The 15,582-nt window shown below is 69.9% G+C and carries 15 protein-coding genes; 5 read left to right on the plus strand and 10 right to left on the minus strand.

All coding sequences use genetic code 11. The features are described 5' to 3' along the window. Positions 1 to 66: 66 nt before the first annotated feature. From ACGF8B_RS35275 to ACGF8B_RS35290, 4 genes are all read left to right on the plus strand, one after another. On the plus strand, positions 67 to 1,971 hold the full coding sequence (locus ACGF8B_RS35275) for an acetolactate synthase large subunit (RefSeq protein WP_392746347.1): 1,905 nt from the start codon (positions 67 to 69) through the stop codon (positions 1,969 to 1,971). A 14-nt stretch (positions 1,972 to 1,985) separates the two neighbouring features. After that, entirely contained in the window at positions 1,986 to 2,564 is a 579-nt protein-coding gene (ilvN, locus tag ACGF8B_RS35280; RefSeq protein ID WP_392746348.1) for an acetolactate synthase small subunit, read from the plus strand. A gap of 142 nt (positions 2,565 to 2,706) precedes the next feature. Beyond that, on the plus strand, positions 2,707 to 3,711 hold the full coding sequence (ilvC, locus tag ACGF8B_RS35285; RefSeq protein WP_392746349.1) for a ketol-acid reductoisomerase: 1,005 nt from the start codon (positions 2,707 to 2,709) through the stop codon (positions 3,709 to 3,711). A gap of 163 nt (positions 3,712 to 3,874) precedes the next feature. Further along, positions 3,875 to 4,702 (plus strand): PhzF family phenazine biosynthesis protein, encoded by an 828-nt coding sequence (locus tag ACGF8B_RS35290; RefSeq protein ID WP_392746350.1) that lies wholly within the window; start codon positions 3,875 to 3,877, stop codon positions 4,700 to 4,702. A gap of 35 nt (positions 4,703 to 4,737) precedes the next feature. On the opposite strand, the gene ACGF8B_RS35295 is transcribed toward ACGF8B_RS35290, so the two are convergent. Beyond that, complete coding sequence (locus tag ACGF8B_RS35295; protein ID WP_392746351.1) at positions 4,738 to 5,661, minus strand: DMT family transporter; 924 nt, start codon at positions 5,659 to 5,661, stop codon at positions 4,738 to 4,740. A 69-nt stretch (positions 5,662 to 5,730) separates the two neighbouring features. Between ACGF8B_RS35295 and ACGF8B_RS35300 the strand changes: the two genes are divergently transcribed. Beyond that, a complete protein-coding gene (locus ACGF8B_RS35300; protein ID WP_392746352.1) occupies positions 5,731 to 6,660 on the plus strand; it encodes a LysR family transcriptional regulator in 930 nt (309 codons plus the stop codon). Between the two features lie 423 nt (positions 6,661 to 7,083). Here ACGF8B_RS35300 and ACGF8B_RS35305 read toward each other — a convergent pair whose 3' ends face one another. The 9 genes from ACGF8B_RS35305 to ACGF8B_RS35345 form a co-directional block, all read right to left on the minus strand. After that, positions 7,084 to 7,878: a DUF6796 family protein gene (locus ACGF8B_RS35305; RefSeq protein WP_392746354.1), complete on the minus strand. Its 795-nt coding sequence runs from the start codon at positions 7,876 to 7,878 to the stop codon at positions 7,084 to 7,086. A 479-nt stretch (positions 7,879 to 8,357) separates the two neighbouring features. Continuing rightward, positions 8,358 to 8,933 (minus strand): hypothetical protein, encoded by a 576-nt coding sequence (locus ACGF8B_RS35310; RefSeq protein WP_392746356.1) that lies wholly within the window; start codon positions 8,931 to 8,933, stop codon positions 8,358 to 8,360. After that, the gene (locus tag ACGF8B_RS35315; protein WP_392746357.1) at positions 8,923 to 9,816 is read right to left on the minus strand and encodes a phytanoyl-CoA dioxygenase family protein; all 894 of its coding nucleotides are present in this window, start codon (positions 9,814 to 9,816) and stop codon (positions 8,923 to 8,925) included. Before ACGF8B_RS35315 ends, ACGF8B_RS35310 begins: the two co-directional genes overlap by 11 nt. 61 nt (positions 9,817 to 9,877) lie before the next feature. Further along, positions 9,878 to 11,173, minus strand: a complete 1,296-nt coding sequence (locus ACGF8B_RS35320) for an MFS transporter (RefSeq protein WP_392746358.1) — start codon at positions 11,171 to 11,173, stop codon at positions 9,878 to 9,880. 15 nt (positions 11,174 to 11,188) lie between these two features. Then, positions 11,189 to 12,748 (minus strand): amino acid adenylation domain-containing protein, encoded by a 1,560-nt coding sequence (locus tag ACGF8B_RS35325; RefSeq protein WP_392746359.1) that lies wholly within the window; start codon positions 12,746 to 12,748, stop codon positions 11,189 to 11,191. Further along, positions 12,745 to 12,990 (minus strand): phosphopantetheine-binding protein, encoded by a 246-nt coding sequence (locus ACGF8B_RS35330; RefSeq protein ID WP_392746360.1) that lies wholly within the window; start codon positions 12,988 to 12,990, stop codon positions 12,745 to 12,747. The genes ACGF8B_RS35325 and ACGF8B_RS35330 overlap by 4 nt, the downstream gene beginning before the upstream one ends. Continuing rightward, positions 12,990 to 14,108, minus strand: a complete 1,119-nt coding sequence (locus tag ACGF8B_RS35335; RefSeq protein WP_392746361.1) for an acyl-CoA dehydrogenase family protein — start codon at positions 14,106 to 14,108, stop codon at positions 12,990 to 12,992. The genes ACGF8B_RS35330 and ACGF8B_RS35335 overlap by 1 nt, the downstream gene beginning before the upstream one ends. Continuing rightward, entirely contained in the window at positions 14,105 to 14,554 is a 450-nt protein-coding gene (locus ACGF8B_RS35340; RefSeq protein ID WP_392746362.1) for a hypothetical protein, read from the minus strand. Before ACGF8B_RS35340 ends, ACGF8B_RS35335 begins: the two co-directional genes overlap by 4 nt. Beyond that, the gene (locus ACGF8B_RS35345) at positions 14,547 to 15,563 is read right to left on the minus strand and encodes a hypothetical protein (protein WP_392746363.1); all 1,017 of its coding nucleotides are present in this window, start codon (positions 15,561 to 15,563) and stop codon (positions 14,547 to 14,549) included. Before ACGF8B_RS35345 ends, ACGF8B_RS35340 begins: the two co-directional genes overlap by 8 nt. Positions 15,564 to 15,582 lie beyond the last annotated feature (19 nt).

Here is a 15,582-nt window from a genome sequence, read left to right on the forward strand (position 1 = left end):
TCCCGCCGCGGCTGCCGATCACCGCAACGTCCTCACCAACATCCCTACGGACTTTTGGAACTGACGATGTCAAACGCTGCGCAGCAGGCCCCCGCGGCCCTCCTCCCGCAAGTGCTGCCCCGCACCACCGGGCAGCCCGACTCCGGCGCCGAGCACGTGACGGGCGCCCAGTCCCTCATCCGCTCGCTGGAGGAGGCCGGCGCGGACACCGTGTTCGGGATCCCCGGCGGCTGCATCCTTCCGGCGTACGACCCGTTGATGGACTCGGAACGGGTCCGTCATGTGCTGGTCCGCCACGAGCAGGGCGCCGGGCACGCGGCCACCGGGTACGCGCAGGCCACCGGCAGGGTCGGGGTGTGCATGGCGACCTCGGGGCCGGGCGCCACCAATCTGGTGACCCCGATCGCGGACGCGTACATGGACTCCGTACCGCTGGTCGCGATCACCGGCCAGGTCCCCTCCGGCGCGATCGGCACGGACGCCTTCCAGGAGGCGGACATCGTCGGCATCACCATGCCGATCACCAAGCACAACTTCCTGGTCACGAACGCCGACGACATCCCGCGCACGGTCGCCGAGGCGTTCCGCATCGCCTCGACCGGCCGCCCCGGGCCGGTGCTCATCGACATCACCAAGGACGCGCTCCAGGCGGCCACCACCTTCCGCTGGCCGACGGCCACGGACCTGCCGGGCTACCGTCCGGTCACCAAGCCGCACGCGAAGCAGATCCGCGAGGCCGCCAAGCTGATCAGCGCTGCCGGCCGCCCGGTCCTCTACGTCGGCGGCGGGGTGCTCAAGGCGCGGGCCACCGCCGAGCTGCGCGCCCTGGCCGAGCTGACCGGCGCCCCCGTGGTCACCACCCTGATGGCGCTCGGTGCCTTCCCGGGCAGCCACCCGCAGCACGTGGGGATGCCCGGGATGCACGGGGACGTCGCGGCGGTCGCGGCGCTGCAGAAGGCCGACCTGATCGTCGCCCTCGGGGCCCGTTTCGACGACCGCGTCACCGGCAGGCTGGACAGCTTCGCCCCGCACGCCAAGGTCGTCCACGCCGACATCGACCCGGCGGAGATCTCCAAGAACCGGGTCGCCGACGTACCGATCGTCGGGGACGCCCGCGAGGTCCTGCTCGCCCTGACCGCCGCCGTGCACGCCGAGCGGGAGGAGGGCCGCGTCGGTGAGGCCGCCCGAACGGGATACACGGCGTGGTGGCGGGACCTGAACCACTGGCGCGCCACCTACCGGCGCGGCTACGAACTGCCCGCCGATCCGGGCCTGCTCTCCCCGCAGCAGGTCATCGAGCGGATCGGTCTGCTCGCACCCGAAGGAACGCTGTTCGCCTCCGGTGTGGGGCAGCACCAGATGTGGGCGGCGCAGTTCCTGCCGCACGAGGAGCCGGGCACCTGGTTCAACTCGGGCGGCGCCGGAACGATGGGGTACGCGGTCCCGGCGGCGATGGGCGCGAAGGCCGGCCGCCCCGAGCGGACGGTCTGGGCGATCGACGGCGACGGCTGCTTCCAGATGACCAACCAGGAACTCACCACCTGCGCGCTCAACAACATCCCGATCAAGGTCGCGATCATCAACAACGGCGCCCTCGGGATGGTCCGCCAGTGGCAGAACCTCTTCTACGGAGCACGGTTCTCCAACACCGTGCTGCACGACGGAGCCACCAACGCCACCACCGGATCGACCCGCGGAGTGGGTTCCGCCGCCAACCACGGCACCCGGGTCCCGGACTTCGTCCAGCTCTCCGAGGCGATGGGCTGTGTGGGCCTGCGCTGCGAGAACCCCTACGAGCTCGACGCGATCATCGACAAGGCCAACGCGATCAACGACCGCCCCGTCGTGGTGGACTTCATCGTCCACGAGGACGCGATGGTGTGGCCGATGGTCCCTGCCGGCACCTCCAACGACGACATCATGGCCGCACGCGACGTACGCCCCGACTTCGGCGACTTTGCGGACGACTGAGAGGACCCTCTGACATGTCCCAGCACACGCTCTCCGTCCTGGTCGAGGACACGCCCGGCATCCTGGCCCGTGTCGCCGCCCTGTTCTCGCGCCGCGGCTTCAACATCGACTCGCTCGCGGTCGGCACCACCGAACACCCGGAGCTCTCCCGCATCACCATCGTCGTCAGGGTCGATCACGAACTGGCCCTGGAACAGGTGACCAAGCAGCTCAACAAGCTGGTCAACGTCCTGAAGATCGTCGAGCTGGAGGCGGACTCCGCCGTCCAGCGCGAGCTGGTCCTGGTGAAGGTGAGCGCCGGCAACGGCACCCGGGCCCAGATCATCCAGATCGCCGAGCTGTTCCGGGCCAGAACCGTCGACGTCTCGCCCGACGCCGTCACCCTCGAAGCGACCGGCTCCGGCGACAAGCTCGACGCGATGCTCCGGATGCTCGCCACCTTCGGCATCAAGGAACTCGTCCAGTCCGGCGCGATCGCGATCGGCCGCGGCTCCCGGGCCCTGGCCGACCGCTCCGCCCGCGAGGCACGCCCGATCCGCCTCACACCGGCCACCGGAACCGTCGGGGCGACGGCCGACGCGCAGAGCGCCTAGGGACTCTCGTCCGGATCACGCCGGGCCCGCGTGCCCCGGTCCCTGACCAGGCCCGATCCAGACGGAAGACCCTGGCCCACCGCCACCTCCGGCCGATCCCGTCCGCACACCCTCACGTCCAAAGGAATCAAGGAGAACCACTATGTCCGCCGAGCTGTTCTACGACGACGATGCCGACCTGTCCATCATCCAGGGCCGCAAGGTCGCGGTGATCGGTTACGGCAGCCAGGGCCACGCCCACGCGCTGTCGCTCCGTGACTCGGGTGTCGATGTCCGTGTCGGTCTGCACGAGGGCTCGAAGTCCAGGGCGAAGGCCGAGGAGCAGGGCCTGCGCGTGGTGACGCCGTCCGAGGCCGCGGCCGAGGCGGACGTCATCATGATCCTGGTCCCGGACCCGATCCAGGCCCAGGTCTACGAGGAGTCCGTCAAGGACAACCTGAAGGCCGGCGACGCGCTGTTCTTCGGTCACGGCCTGAACATCCGCTTCGACTTCATCAAGCCGCCGGCCGATGTCGACGTCTGCATGGTCGCGCCGAAGGGTCCGGGCCACCTGGTCCGGCGCCAGTACGAGGAGGGCCGCGGCGTCCCGTGCATCGTGGCCGTCGAGCAGGACCCCTCGGGCAACGGCCTGGCGCTGGCCCTGTCGTACGCGAAGGCGATCGGCGGCACCCGGGCCGGCGTCATCAGGACGACGTTCACCGAGGAGACCGAGACCGACCTGTTCGGTGAGCAGGCCGTTCTGTGCGGTGGTACCGCCGCTCTGGTGAAGGCCGGTTTCGAGACGCTGACCGAGGCCGGATACCAGCCGGAGATCGCGTACTTCGAGTGCCTGCACGAGCTGAAGCTCATCGTGGACCTGATGTACGAGGGCGGTCTGGAGAAGATGCGCTGGTCGATCTCGGAGACCGCCGAGTGGGGCGACTACGTCACCGGCCCGCGGATCATCACCGACGCCACCAAGGCCGAGATGAAGAAGGTCCTCGCCGAGATCCAGGACGGCACCTTCGCCAAGGCCTGGATGGCCGAGTACCACAACGGCCTGCCCAAGTACAACGAGTACAAGAAGGCCGACAGCGACCACCTCCTGGAGACCACCGGCCGCGAGCTGCGCAAGCTCATGAGCTGGGTCGACGACGAGGACGCGTAACGGCGAACCGGCCAGGACGTCCGGCCCCCGGTGCGCGAAGGCGCCCGCGGGGGACCGGGCGCCTTCGCCGTGTCGTTCCAGCAGCGGCTCCGAATCAGATTTCAGTCCACTTTCCTCGGATTGGACTTGGTTCGGCTGTGATTGGCGTCGATATCGTCGCGACATGCGAATCCACGTCGTAGACGCCTTCACCGACCGTCCCTTTGCCGGGAACCCTGCGGGTGTGTGCCTGCTCGACTCCGGAGACTGGCCCGAGGCCGCCTGGATGCAGCAGGTGGCCGCCGAGATGAACCACTCGGAGACCGCCTTCGTGCGGCAGCTTCCCGCCGGAGAGGACGCCGGCTGGGAGATTCGTTGGTTCGCCCCACTCGTCGAGACCAATCTGTGCGGCCATGCCACATTGGCCGCCGCGCACACGCTGCGGCGGGAGCTGGGGGTTGCCGGCGAGCTGCGGTTCCGCAGCCGGTTCAGCGGCATCCTCACCGCGCATGCGCACGAGGACGGCAGCATCACCCTGGACTTCCCGGCCGCGCCCGGCACGGAGGTCCCGGTGCCGGCGGGCCTGCCGGAGGCCCTGGGGGTGAAGCCGGAGGCCACCTTCCGTACCGGTGCGCTCGGCGACCTGCTGACCGTCCTGCCCGACGAGGCCACCGTCCGGGCCGTGACGCCCGACCTCGACGCGATGGCCGACCTGACCCGTCGTGAGGGCCTGCGCGGCGTCATCATCACGGCGCCGGCGCCCGGACCCGGCCTGGGGTACGACTTCGTCTCCCGCTTCTTCTCACCCGCCGAAGGCATCCTGGAGGATCCGGTCACGGGCAGCGCCCACACCGCCCTGGCGCCCTACTGGTCGGCGCGGACGGCCCGCAACGGGCTCACCGGCCTGCAGGTGTCCGCGCGCACCGGGCTTGTCAGGACCGCGGTGCACGGTGACCGCGTCCATCTCACCGGGTACGCGGTGACCGTCCTCGACGGCACCCTGCACGTCTGACCGGCCGATTCCGTACTCGGCGCTGCTCGGCGCCTTCACGCCGTATGCCGTCGGGCGGCGGGACGGTGGGCGGTGGAGACCACGGCGGTGTTGGCAGCGACGATCACGGCGATCGCGAGCCAGGCGAGGTGATCGAGGCGCTGCCCCAGGACGACGAGGCCGACCAGGGCCGCGAAGACGGGGTTGACGCTCATGAACACCCCGAAGAAGTGCGCCGGGACGCGGCGCAGGGCCAGCAGGTCGGCGAGGAACGGCACCGCGGAGGAGAGCACCCCGGCCGCCAGGGCACACCCCAGGGCCGCGGGCGTGGGCCGGTGGTGCCAGAGCACCCAGGCGCCGATGGGCAGGTAGAAGGCTGCGGAGACGGCCGCCGCGGCGGCCGAGCCCTCCAGACCGGGCAGCCGGGCTCCGATGGTCCGGTTGAGCAGGATGTAACAGCCCCAGCACACCGCGGCCAGTGAGGCCAGGCAGATGCCCGAGTAGTCGGTGGACGGGGTGGGGCGGGTGAGGACCACCACCGCGCCCGCGGCCGCCACGCCGGCGACGAGGTCGGTGCGACGGCGGGAGCCGCTCAGGGCCACGGTCAACGGACCCAGGAACTCAAGGGTGACGGCCAGGCCGAGCCCGATCCGCTCGATCGCCACGTACAAGGACAGGTTCATCGTGGCGAAAACCAGCCCGAGCCCCAGGACCGGCCGCCACTGCGCGGCGGTGAACCGGCCCGGCCGCGGCCTACCGACCGCGCCGAGCACGGCAGCGGCCACCCACTGGCGGACCGCCACGACACCCACCGGTCCGACGACCGGGAACGCCAGCGCCGCGATGGCGGCCCCCGTCTGGTTGGACAGGCCGCTTCCCAGCATCAGCGCCACCCCGCCCCAACGCCCTTTGCCACGGGCCCCGTCGCGCGTGGCGGGAGCAGGCACCGCGGTGGGGGAGGCGCCGGAGTCGATGTGCATACCCACCACCATGAGCACACCACCCGCATACGAAAAATGCATTCACGCGGCCATCGATACGCTGGGGGTATGGATGACCGTACGGATGCCGAACGGCGCGGCGCGCCGGCGCTGGAGCTGAAACACCTGCGGTGCCTGGTCGCCATCATCGACACCGGCACTTTCACCGACGCCGCCCACGAACTCGGCACCTCCCAGGCCGCCGTCTCCCGCACCCTCGCCGCCCTTGAGGGCCTGCTCGGGGTGCGTCTGCTGCATCGCACCAGCCGCAGCGTCGCGCCCACTCCCGCGGGCGTGCAGGTGCTCGCCCGCGCCCGCGTCCTGCTCGCCGGTGCCGACGAGCTCATCCACGAAGCCGCCACCGGCCGTACCCGCCTGCACATCGGCCACGCCTGGTCCGCCTTCGGCAGCCACACCACCGAGTTCCAGCGCCGCTGGCACGAACAGCACCCCGAGACCGACCTGCGCCTGATCCGCCACAACACCCCCACCGGCGGCCTCGCGGAGGGGCTGTGCGATCTCGCCGTCATCCGCGCCCCGCTCGACCTCAGACCCTGGGCTCATGCCCTGATCGGCCACGAGACCCGTTGCGTGGCACTGGCCTCGGACGACCCCTGGGCCCGCCGCCGGAGCATCCGCCTGGCCGAGATCCCCACCCGCACCCTGGCCATCGACCGCCGCACCGGCACCACCACCCTCGGCCTGTGGCCCGAAGGGGCACGGCCCGATGTGGAGTACACCCACGACATCGACGACTGGCTCGCCGCCATCGCCACCGGCCGCTGCGTCGGCCTGACCGCCGAGGCCACCGCCGCCCAATACCGCCGCGACGACATCACCTACCGCCCCCTGCGCGACGCCGACCCCATCCCCGTCCACCTCATCTGGCGCCCCCACGACGCCCACCCCGCCACTCACACCGCCATCGCCCTCGCCGCCCATCTCTACCGCGGGCACGGTGCGAAGCCGCGCCCGCGCCCGCCAGGAGGAGACGGATGACCACCACCGGAGACCTCTGGCACCACTACGGCCGGGCCCGCGCCGCCGCCGACCGGAGCGTCCCGAAGACCTTTCGGCTACCCGAGCGGCGAGCACGACCGGGCCGATGTCGTGCCCGCCGGCATCCCGGCAAGGACACCGGAAGGGGGAGCGGCCACGATGCGCCGCCGGGTGCTCAAGGAGCATGTGTGGACGAGGGCCCTCGAAGAGGCCGGGTTCACCGAGATCACCATCGTCACGCAGGCCGCCGCCGGTCGAGGGCCGCGCACGGCAGGGACGCTGCCGGCGTCTGCCGTCCGCAGGCCGCGGCCCCCGCATTCCGGCCGCGGGTAAGGAGCGGGCGGAATGCGGAACGGGCTCGGACCGGCGCGTCCACGCCCCCGTCGGCCAAGGGGGCGTGGGATGTGACAAGTGCCCCGGTGGTCACACGGACGGGACCTCTCGTTCCGCCGGCCCGGCCGTGCTCGGTGCGGGTATCGGTGTCGGCCGGTGCGCCTCGGCGCTCGGGCGGATGTTCCACAGCGCGACGGTCGACAGTGCGAAGAACAGCAGATTTCCGATGCTCAGCTGGGCCCCCTGGATCGCGGTCCCCACGGGACCGGGCGCCAATGTGGTGACGAGGGCCCCGACAGGGACGCAGATCAGTGGGTTCACGGCGCACATCCACCGGGGGAAGGCGGTCGTGCACCGGAGCACACATACCGCCATCCAGACGGAGCCCAGCACCCAGCAGGCCAGCAGCACCGCGTACGGAAGGAACAGCACATCCGCCAAGTCGCCCGGCAAGGCGTCCAGTTCGGCGGACCGTGCGCCGGAGGCGTCGATCACCTTGGCCGCCTGGCCCCAGTAGAAGAAGGAGCCATGAGCGAAGGGGGCGAGGGCGAATCCCGTGATCAGCAGCAAGAACGGCGGCAGCGAGAGCAACCGGCGCGCCGGGCGGAGCCCCTGGTACAGATGCCAGCACGCGACCAGATAGAGCGGACCGGTCAGCACGCCGAGCAGCGCTCCCCACGCCAGCCGGGTCGTGGAAGCCGACAGCATGGCCGCCAGTGAGGCGCCGGCCATACCGTCATAGTCATTCAGCAGGGGGTGATCGCCGGGCGATGCCACGGGTTTGCCCAGGAGCAGGATGTCCCCGACGAGCCAGGCGATCGACGCCAGAACGCCCGCGATCCCGGCGAGCCGTATCTGTCCCGTTCTGTTTGCATCCGTCCACACGGCGGCAGCCCCTTACGCAGTGATAATGGTCAGGTTAGCCTAACCTAACTTGAATGGGGCTGTGTTGGTGTGCCGGGTACGGTGCCGGTCCACGGGCGCCCCGCATGCACACCGTGGGCACCGATCGAAGGCGGCCGGCGAACCGGGCCCGTCCACCGCACCGGGGCGCGCGCCCGCGGCCGGCTGTGCACAACTCGACCTCGGCGGAACCGTCGTCCGCCGACCGTGGCGTGCCCCGCCGGGCAGCCTGGGGAAATGCTCGACGAACGCTCATCGAACCGCGCAGGGCGTCGAGTTGCTGGCAGTGCCGGTGAGGTGCCCGCGCCGCGGCCGCCGACTGCCTTCCATGGTTTCCCCGGACCGGCATGGAATCCGCCGGTCAGAGCCCCGGCAGCCCGCCGGCGGCTGACATCGACGGCTACGAGGTCCCCGACTGATTCGAGCCAAGGGCTGTCCCGCCAGGAATTGCGGGACAGCCCTTAGGACCCGTCGAGTACCTGGGGGAGGGAGAGGAAGGCTCTGGGGCGGTCGGGCTGTGAGGTTTCGGCGACCGGCCGCAGATACCATCGGGCCTTCGGGGCTCGCTCGTGGTTGTGCTCGCCGGCGGCCGTGGCGATGTCGTCCTCGAACACCTCGGTGAAGGTGTAGCCGTTGGCCGCATTGCCCAGGACGGGGCAGTGCCGCACGGCGAGGCGCAGGCATGTGCGGTGGATCGCGGAGGACGTGATCACCGGCGATCCCTCCTCGGGCCTCTCCAGTGCTACCCAGGCGGTCGTGTCGAGGTCGTTTCCACAGACCTGACAGCCCCACAGGCGGCGGCACAGTTCTGCTTTGACCCGCTCGACCTCCCTGAAAAGCGGCCCACTCGTGCCCATGGGGGTGACCCAGGGGAAGGGAAGCCCGGCCACCACGGGGCGCGGCAGTCCCGCCGGGTTCGGGAACTCAGCTCCCTTGTAGCTCGGCGGGTGGACGTAGACGACGTCCTTCATGCGCTGGCCGTCGTCCCGGTCGCGCAGGTAGACGACCCTCTGCTCGGGGCGGGCTTCAGCGGGCAACGGTGCCCTCCTGCAGCCGGTCGATCATGCGCTCGGTCGTCGCGAGTGGGGACTCCGCCGATGAGGGCCCTTCCGCAGCGACGCCCGGCTGGTCGTTCCAGGTGTCGTGCCCGGCGAAGGGGATGGTCTCGTCCGGCGTGTACCGGGGCGGCTTCCGGTAGGTGTTCACGCCGTCGACGGGCCTCCCGCGGACCAGCACCGGGTCCAGGTACAGTCCCCGGCTTCCGATGAGGGTCGACGTCGAGATGTAGCCGATGTCCAGCCCGCAGCGCCGCTTGGGCGACGTGTTTGCCTCTGAGCAGTGCAGCAGGTGTGGGTGGTGGATCGAAACGTCGCCGGGGGCCAACTCGATTTCGACTATGCCCTGTTCCGCGGCCCATCGGGAGACCAGATCGGTGTCGGCCTCCGAGAAGAGCATGTTGGGCTCGTCCGTGCGCGGGTTCGGTGGGTACAGCGGCAACCTGTGGCTGCCGGGGATCATGCGCAGACAGCCGTTCTCCGTGTTGCTCTCGTCGACGGCCAGCCAGACGGTCAGCGCCTGCATCGGTGCCAGTTTCCAGTAGGCGCCGTCCTGGTGCCACAACACCGGCTGGCCGTCGTACGGCGGCTTGCAGATGTAGTGCGCGGTGAAGCAGGCGAGGCTCGGGCCGAGGAAGTGCTCGGCGATGTCCACCAGGCGCGAGTCCGACACCAGACGGACCCAGAAGGCGTCGTTGCGGATCAACGGGTGGTGGAAGTGCTCCGGGCGCAATTCCGGGTACTTGGCCGTCAGCCACTCGACGTGGCTGCGTGCCTCTTGCAGGAGGTCCTCGGGGACAACGTTCCGGATGATCGCGAAGCCGCGCTCCTCGTACTCGGCAGCGGCCTGTTCCAATGGGGTCATTTGTGTCTCCGTATGAACTGTTCGTCGCTTCTCTGGGGTGGGTGGTCGCTGGTGCACGGGGTTACACCTCCCACTCGGCCGGGAGCGTGCGGTGGCGGCGCAAGGGGGAGAGCAGCAGCAGGATGAGGGGAAGGGCCATCACCGACCCACCGACCCACAGAGCGGTGCCGGTTGACCAGTAGCCGGCGATCAGGCCGCCGACGAGCGCCCCGAGGGGGGTGGCTCCCTGGATGACCACGCTGTACGCCGCCGTCACACGGCCCATGTAGGCGTCGGGGGTCACCCGCGCGCGGAGCCCGGCGGTGGATACGGCCCTGCCGACGATGGCGATGCCGATGAGGACCTCCGCCACCGCGATGAGAGGAACCGCGGCCTGGCGGAACACTCCGGCGAGTGGTGCCGCCAGCACGGCGAACGGGGCCAGGCCGGAGAAGACCAGCGTCATGCGGATCTCACCGAAGCGCCTGCGCAGTCGTGGTGCCAGCAGGGAGGTGGCGAAACCGGCCACAGCCCCGAGGGTGGACAGCAGCCCGTACAGCCAGGTGGCCACCCCGATCTCCTTCAGAAGGAAAATCGGCAGCATCGACAGGAGGATGCCCGCACCGACGTTGTTGAGAGCGGCCTGATTGAGCAGCAGCCGCAACAGGGGCTGCCGGAACAGGAAACGTATCCCGTCGGCGATCTCCCGCCCGAACTTCTGCTCGGCCTCGGCCGGGCCCCGGGCGATGTCGCCCTGCGGCTGGATCCGCCGCAGCAGCAGGAGCGACACGAGGTGACCGATCGCGGCGAAGCAGTACAGGAGTGGGGCGGCCACGCCCTGCGTCACCACGCCGGCGATGCTGGGGGAGACGGCCTGGATGGCAGTCTCGGAGCTCTGAAGGCGGGCGTTGCCGTCAGCCACCCGCCGCCGGGGGAGCACGTAGGGCAGCACGCTGCTGTGCGCCACGTCGAAGAAGACGCCCGCCAGGCTCACCACCAGGGCCACCGCGACGAGTTGGGGCACGGCGAGCACACCCAGGAAGTAGGCGATCGGCACGCTGGCGAACGCGGCCGCGTACACGATGTCGGCACAGATCAGCACGGGCTTCTTACGCATGCGGTCGATCCACACCCCGGCCGGCAGCCCGATGGTGAGAAACCCGGCTCTGCTGCATACGAAGATCAGGCTCATCGTCAGCGGCCGTGCGTGCAGCAGGAGCAGGGCGGTGACCGGCAGGGCGAAGGAGGCCACCTCGACGGCTGCGTACCGGAATCCGTTCGCTGCCCACAGCCGTCTGAAATCAGGGACCTTGAGGACTTCGACGGCGTCGTCGATGGCGTCGTCGGCGGCGACACCGGGCGATGAGGGGAGCGACATGGACACGGCCCTTCTTCAATGGACGATCGTCAGCTCGGGGCTGTCGCCCAGGTCCGGCTGGGCGGCGAGCTCGGTGAGCGCCTTCCGGTCGACCTTGCCGTTGGAGTTCCTCGGCAGCGCTCCCGTGGCCATGACGATCCGTTGCGGGATCATGTAGTGCGGCAGCCGGTCCCGCAGCAGGTGGGGCAGTGCCTTGACGTCGTCGATGCCGTCCGCGCTCACGAAGGCGGTGATTACGGTGGAGTAGAGGGCATCCGGTGTGGCCACGACCACACACTCGTGTATGCCGTCGAGGGTGAGCAGATGCCGTTCGATTTCGCCCAGTTCCACCCGGAAGCCGCGTGATTTGACCTGGGCGTCCTGGCGGCCGAGGAATTGGAGCTCGCCCGCCGCGTCTTCCCGAGCCATGTCCCCGGTGGCGTACCACTGATGGCCGTCCGAGGTCTGCACGAAGGCTCGCGCCGTCTGCTCCGGGTCCAGGTAGCCCTCCATCAGCATGCTGCCGCGGACCAGCAGTTGCCCCGCGCTGCCGGGCCGCACCGGTTCCAGGTTCTCGTCCACCACGAGAACCTCTGCGCCGGGCAGTACCCGGCCGATGGGGACAACCGCATCGAGAGGCTGAGGCCCGCGGATCTCCTGGAAGGTGCAGACGTTGCTCTCCGTCGGCCCGTACACGTTGAGCAGCCGTATCTCCGGTACGGCTGCGAACAGGGTGTTCACGTCGGCCGGCGGCAGCACCTCGCCGCCCACCACGGCGGCGCGCAGCGATCCGAGCTGCGGTAGCAGGTCTGTGCCCCGGCGGGCGAGCCAGACGAGGGTCGAGGTCACGGCATACCAGACCGTGCCGCCCACCTGACGGCAGAAGTCGATGTAGGTGGCGGGGAAGGGCGCCGCCGAGGCGGGCATCAGTGCGACGGCGGCACCCACCCGCGCGGCGCCGAACAGGTGCAGTGTGGTGGGGTCGAAGTGCAGGGGCGCCGAGTTGATGATGACGTCCTGCGCGGTGAGCCGCAGCTCGTCGACGGACCAGTCGACGAAGGCCGAGGCGCTCGCATGCGTGTGTACCACTCCCTTGGGGTGGCCGGTGCTGCCGGAGGTGTGGAACACATAGGCGAGATCCGGCAGTGGTGCGCGTGGGGCGGCCGGCGGGATCGCGTACCACAGGGATGCGTCCGCCGGGGACCCCGTGGGCAGCGTCTGCCAGACGAGGTCCGGAGCCACCATGCGCCACTGGTCGCGGGCCGGGGTGTCCGTCACGATGACACGGGGCCGGCTGCGGTCGGCGATGAGCCGGGCGCGGGCAATCGGGCCGTCCGGATCGACGGGCACATACCCTGCTCCGGAGCGGAGGATGCCGTGCACGGCCGACACCGCCAGGCAGGACTTCGCGCCGTGCCAGGCGACGCATTCTCCTGGTCGGACGCCCGCATCACGCAGCGCCAGGGCGATGTGGTCGGCCATGGCGTCCAGCTGGGAGTAGCTGAGCGTGCCGGTACCGTCGATGACGGCGGTGCGCCCGCCGTGACGGGCAGCGGTCGTACGCAGGTCGTCCACCAACGAACGGCTGGAAGTCATGAGTGCCCCTTGGACCTCAGGAACGCCCGGATGGCGACCGGGGACTCGAAATGAGCCGGGAGGATCTCCGAGTCGCGCACGGTGATGGAGAACTCCTTCTCCAGCAACGCCACCAGGTTCAACAGCGACAGGGAGTCAATGACGCGGAGGGCGATCAGCTGGGTGTCCTCGTTCACCTCGGCTCCCGGCGCCACCTCCCGGACTGCTGCCAGCACGGTCCGCAGCACGGAGTCTTCAGCCATCACAAACCCAGCCCTTCCGCGATGATCTTCATCTGCATGTCCGAGGTTCCGGAGTAGTACCTGCTGGCCACCGCGTCGGCCAGCAGGGCGGCCACCCCCGTCTCCGGCAGCAGCGCGTAGCCGCCGTATACGTCCGGAAGCTCCTGGCAGAAACGGTTGAACTCAGTACTGACATGAAGTTTCGTCAGTGAGGAGCGGCCGTGGTCAAGGGTGCCCGCGTCAGCGCGGCGGGCGGTGGCGTGGAGTAGCTCGCGTGCACTGGTCAGACTCACGTGCATGCGGACAAGACGCTGGCGGATCGTGTCGTACGAGGCCAGGGGATGGCCGAACTGGCTGCGGGACCGGGCGTGTTCCACGGCCTGGCGCAGTGCTCGGGCCATCAGACCGAGCGTCGGGGCGAGGATGAACGCCCGCTCGTGGCGCATGGCATGCATGAGGACGGCGAATCCGCCGCCGGGGCCGCCGAGCAGATCGGTGTCGTCGAGCACACAGTCGTCGAGGTGCAGGGACCCCAGGTCCGCGCCCGCCAGCCCGGTCTTGTCGATGACCGTGCCGATGTGAAGCCCGGCGGTGCCCCGGGGGGCGAGGAACCCGGTGAGCCCGGACAGGGCGCTGCCCTCGGCGGTGCGAGCGAGGATGAGGAAGAGGTCGGCCGTCGGCCCGTTGGTGACGAAGGTCTTGGCTCCGTTCAGCCGCCAGCGTCCCTCGCCGTCACGGTCGGCGCGGGTGCGTAGGGACAGCAGGTCGGAGCCGGAGTCGTACTCGGTGGCCGCGAAGGCGCCGACCGCGGTGCCGGTGAGGAGCGGGGTCAGATACCGGTCCTGCTGGGCCCTGTTGCCGAATTCGAGCAGAGGTTCCTGGCAGGCCCACATCTGCGCGGCCATCGCGAAGGGCGAACCGCTCAGCCCGCTCTCCTCGGCGAACGCCTCCAGCGCCAGGCACGCGGCTTCGTATCCGGCGCCGCTGCCGCCCGCGGATTCGGGGACGGCCAGGGACAACAGACCCTGCGCTGCCGCCGTGCGCCAGAGCCCGTCGTCGTTCCGGTACTTGGCCGCCCAGGATCGCAGCCCGACCAGCCAACCAGTGAACTCCTCCTGGGTGGACACGCGGTGCGTCACCGCGGCTCACCCCCGTCCCCGACCGGCCACCGGAACACTTGGTGGGACTCGGACAGCCCGAACGCGTCAAAGGCGGAAGGGCGTGCGCCGAGCGGCGTCAGCGCCAGCAGCTCCCGGTCGGTACCCACGCCGAGGCTTGTCGCGAGCCAGTCGAAGATCTCCTCGGCTACGCCGGTGCCCCGGATGTTCGGCCGGAGTTTGATTTCGTGGAGGATCAGCCGGCTCTTTCCCTCGGGCCGCAACCGACCGAGGGCGGTGAGGGCGAAGGCCGCGACGACCTGGCCTTCCGACTCGGCGATGTAGTGCGTGGTGCCGGGCGCGGTGGCGCGGTCCACCACCCGGAGAGCGAACTCCTCCACGTCACCACCCCCGTAGATCTCACGGATGGCCCCGGCGTCCGCCGCCGTTGCCTCACGGACGGTCCGCCGCCGTACCGGGCTAGCCACCGGCCACCGCCGACATGATCATCACGGTGGCCCGGGGTGCGACAACGACGTCCAGTGAGCCGAGTTCGCGGATATTTTCCTCACCGAGGTAGACATTCACGAAGGGCAGGAAGCTGCCTGAGCCGTCCGCTATGCGCTGTCGCAGCGCTGGATGACGCTCGTAGACGCTGTCGATGACCTCGCGGAACGTGCCCGCAGGTACCTGGAACCTGGTCTCACCGCCGGCGAACCGGGCGAGAGGTGTCGACAGGACGACCTCGGCCTCGGACACTGCGTCCTCCATCCTGTACTGCTCGGCGGTGCTCACCGCCACGGTGTCGCGGTGTGCCCGATAGCTCTCCCAGCCGTGGACGGCCTGCTGGAGCTGGAAGTCGTAGTCGGAGTCCTGGATGAAGCCGTGGCCACGGCCGTCGCGGAGCATGACGGCCCGGGCGCTCGGGTGGCCGCCCAGGCGGGCCATGATGGGACGCAGGTGCTGGAGCGCGAAGTAGGAGTCCTTCTCCGACACCAGGGCGTGGAGGTAGCGTCCGGCATCCGGCGCGGCCCAGTCGGCGATGACGTCGGTCGTCTTCTGTGGAGCGGCCATGCCGGGAAGACCGGTGAACGGCTCAGCCTCGTGCTCCCACTGGGGCAGAATCCTCGGGTCGTCGTGCGGAGAGATGACGAATGCGAGGTCGTCGTCGCCCGCCCGCATGCAGTGCTTGAGCGCCGCATAGCCACCCGACGACAGGCCGTGCCACACGGTTCCGCGCAGTCCGTGGCGTTCCAGCAGGGTGGCGCGAAGGTCGTACATCCGTGGCGCGAACTGCTCCTCGCCCAGCAGGAACCAGCCGCAGCACGAGGCCTGGGTGTACATGTGGATGGGGTCGGAGAAGGACAGACATACGGACTGCTCCGCCTGCTTCCACTGCTTGCGCGCGAAGACCGGTGGCACATGCCTCTCGATGCGGCTGAACCCGTGGAAGAGGATGTGCAGGTAGGGACTCTCGACAACGTCGGGGACGGTCACCTCGTAATCGAGGACGTAT

The organism is Streptomyces sp. NPDC047917, from assembly GCF_043204345.1.
Lineage (GTDB): Bacteria > Actinomycetota > Actinomycetes > Streptomycetales > Streptomycetaceae > Streptomyces > Streptomyces sanglieri.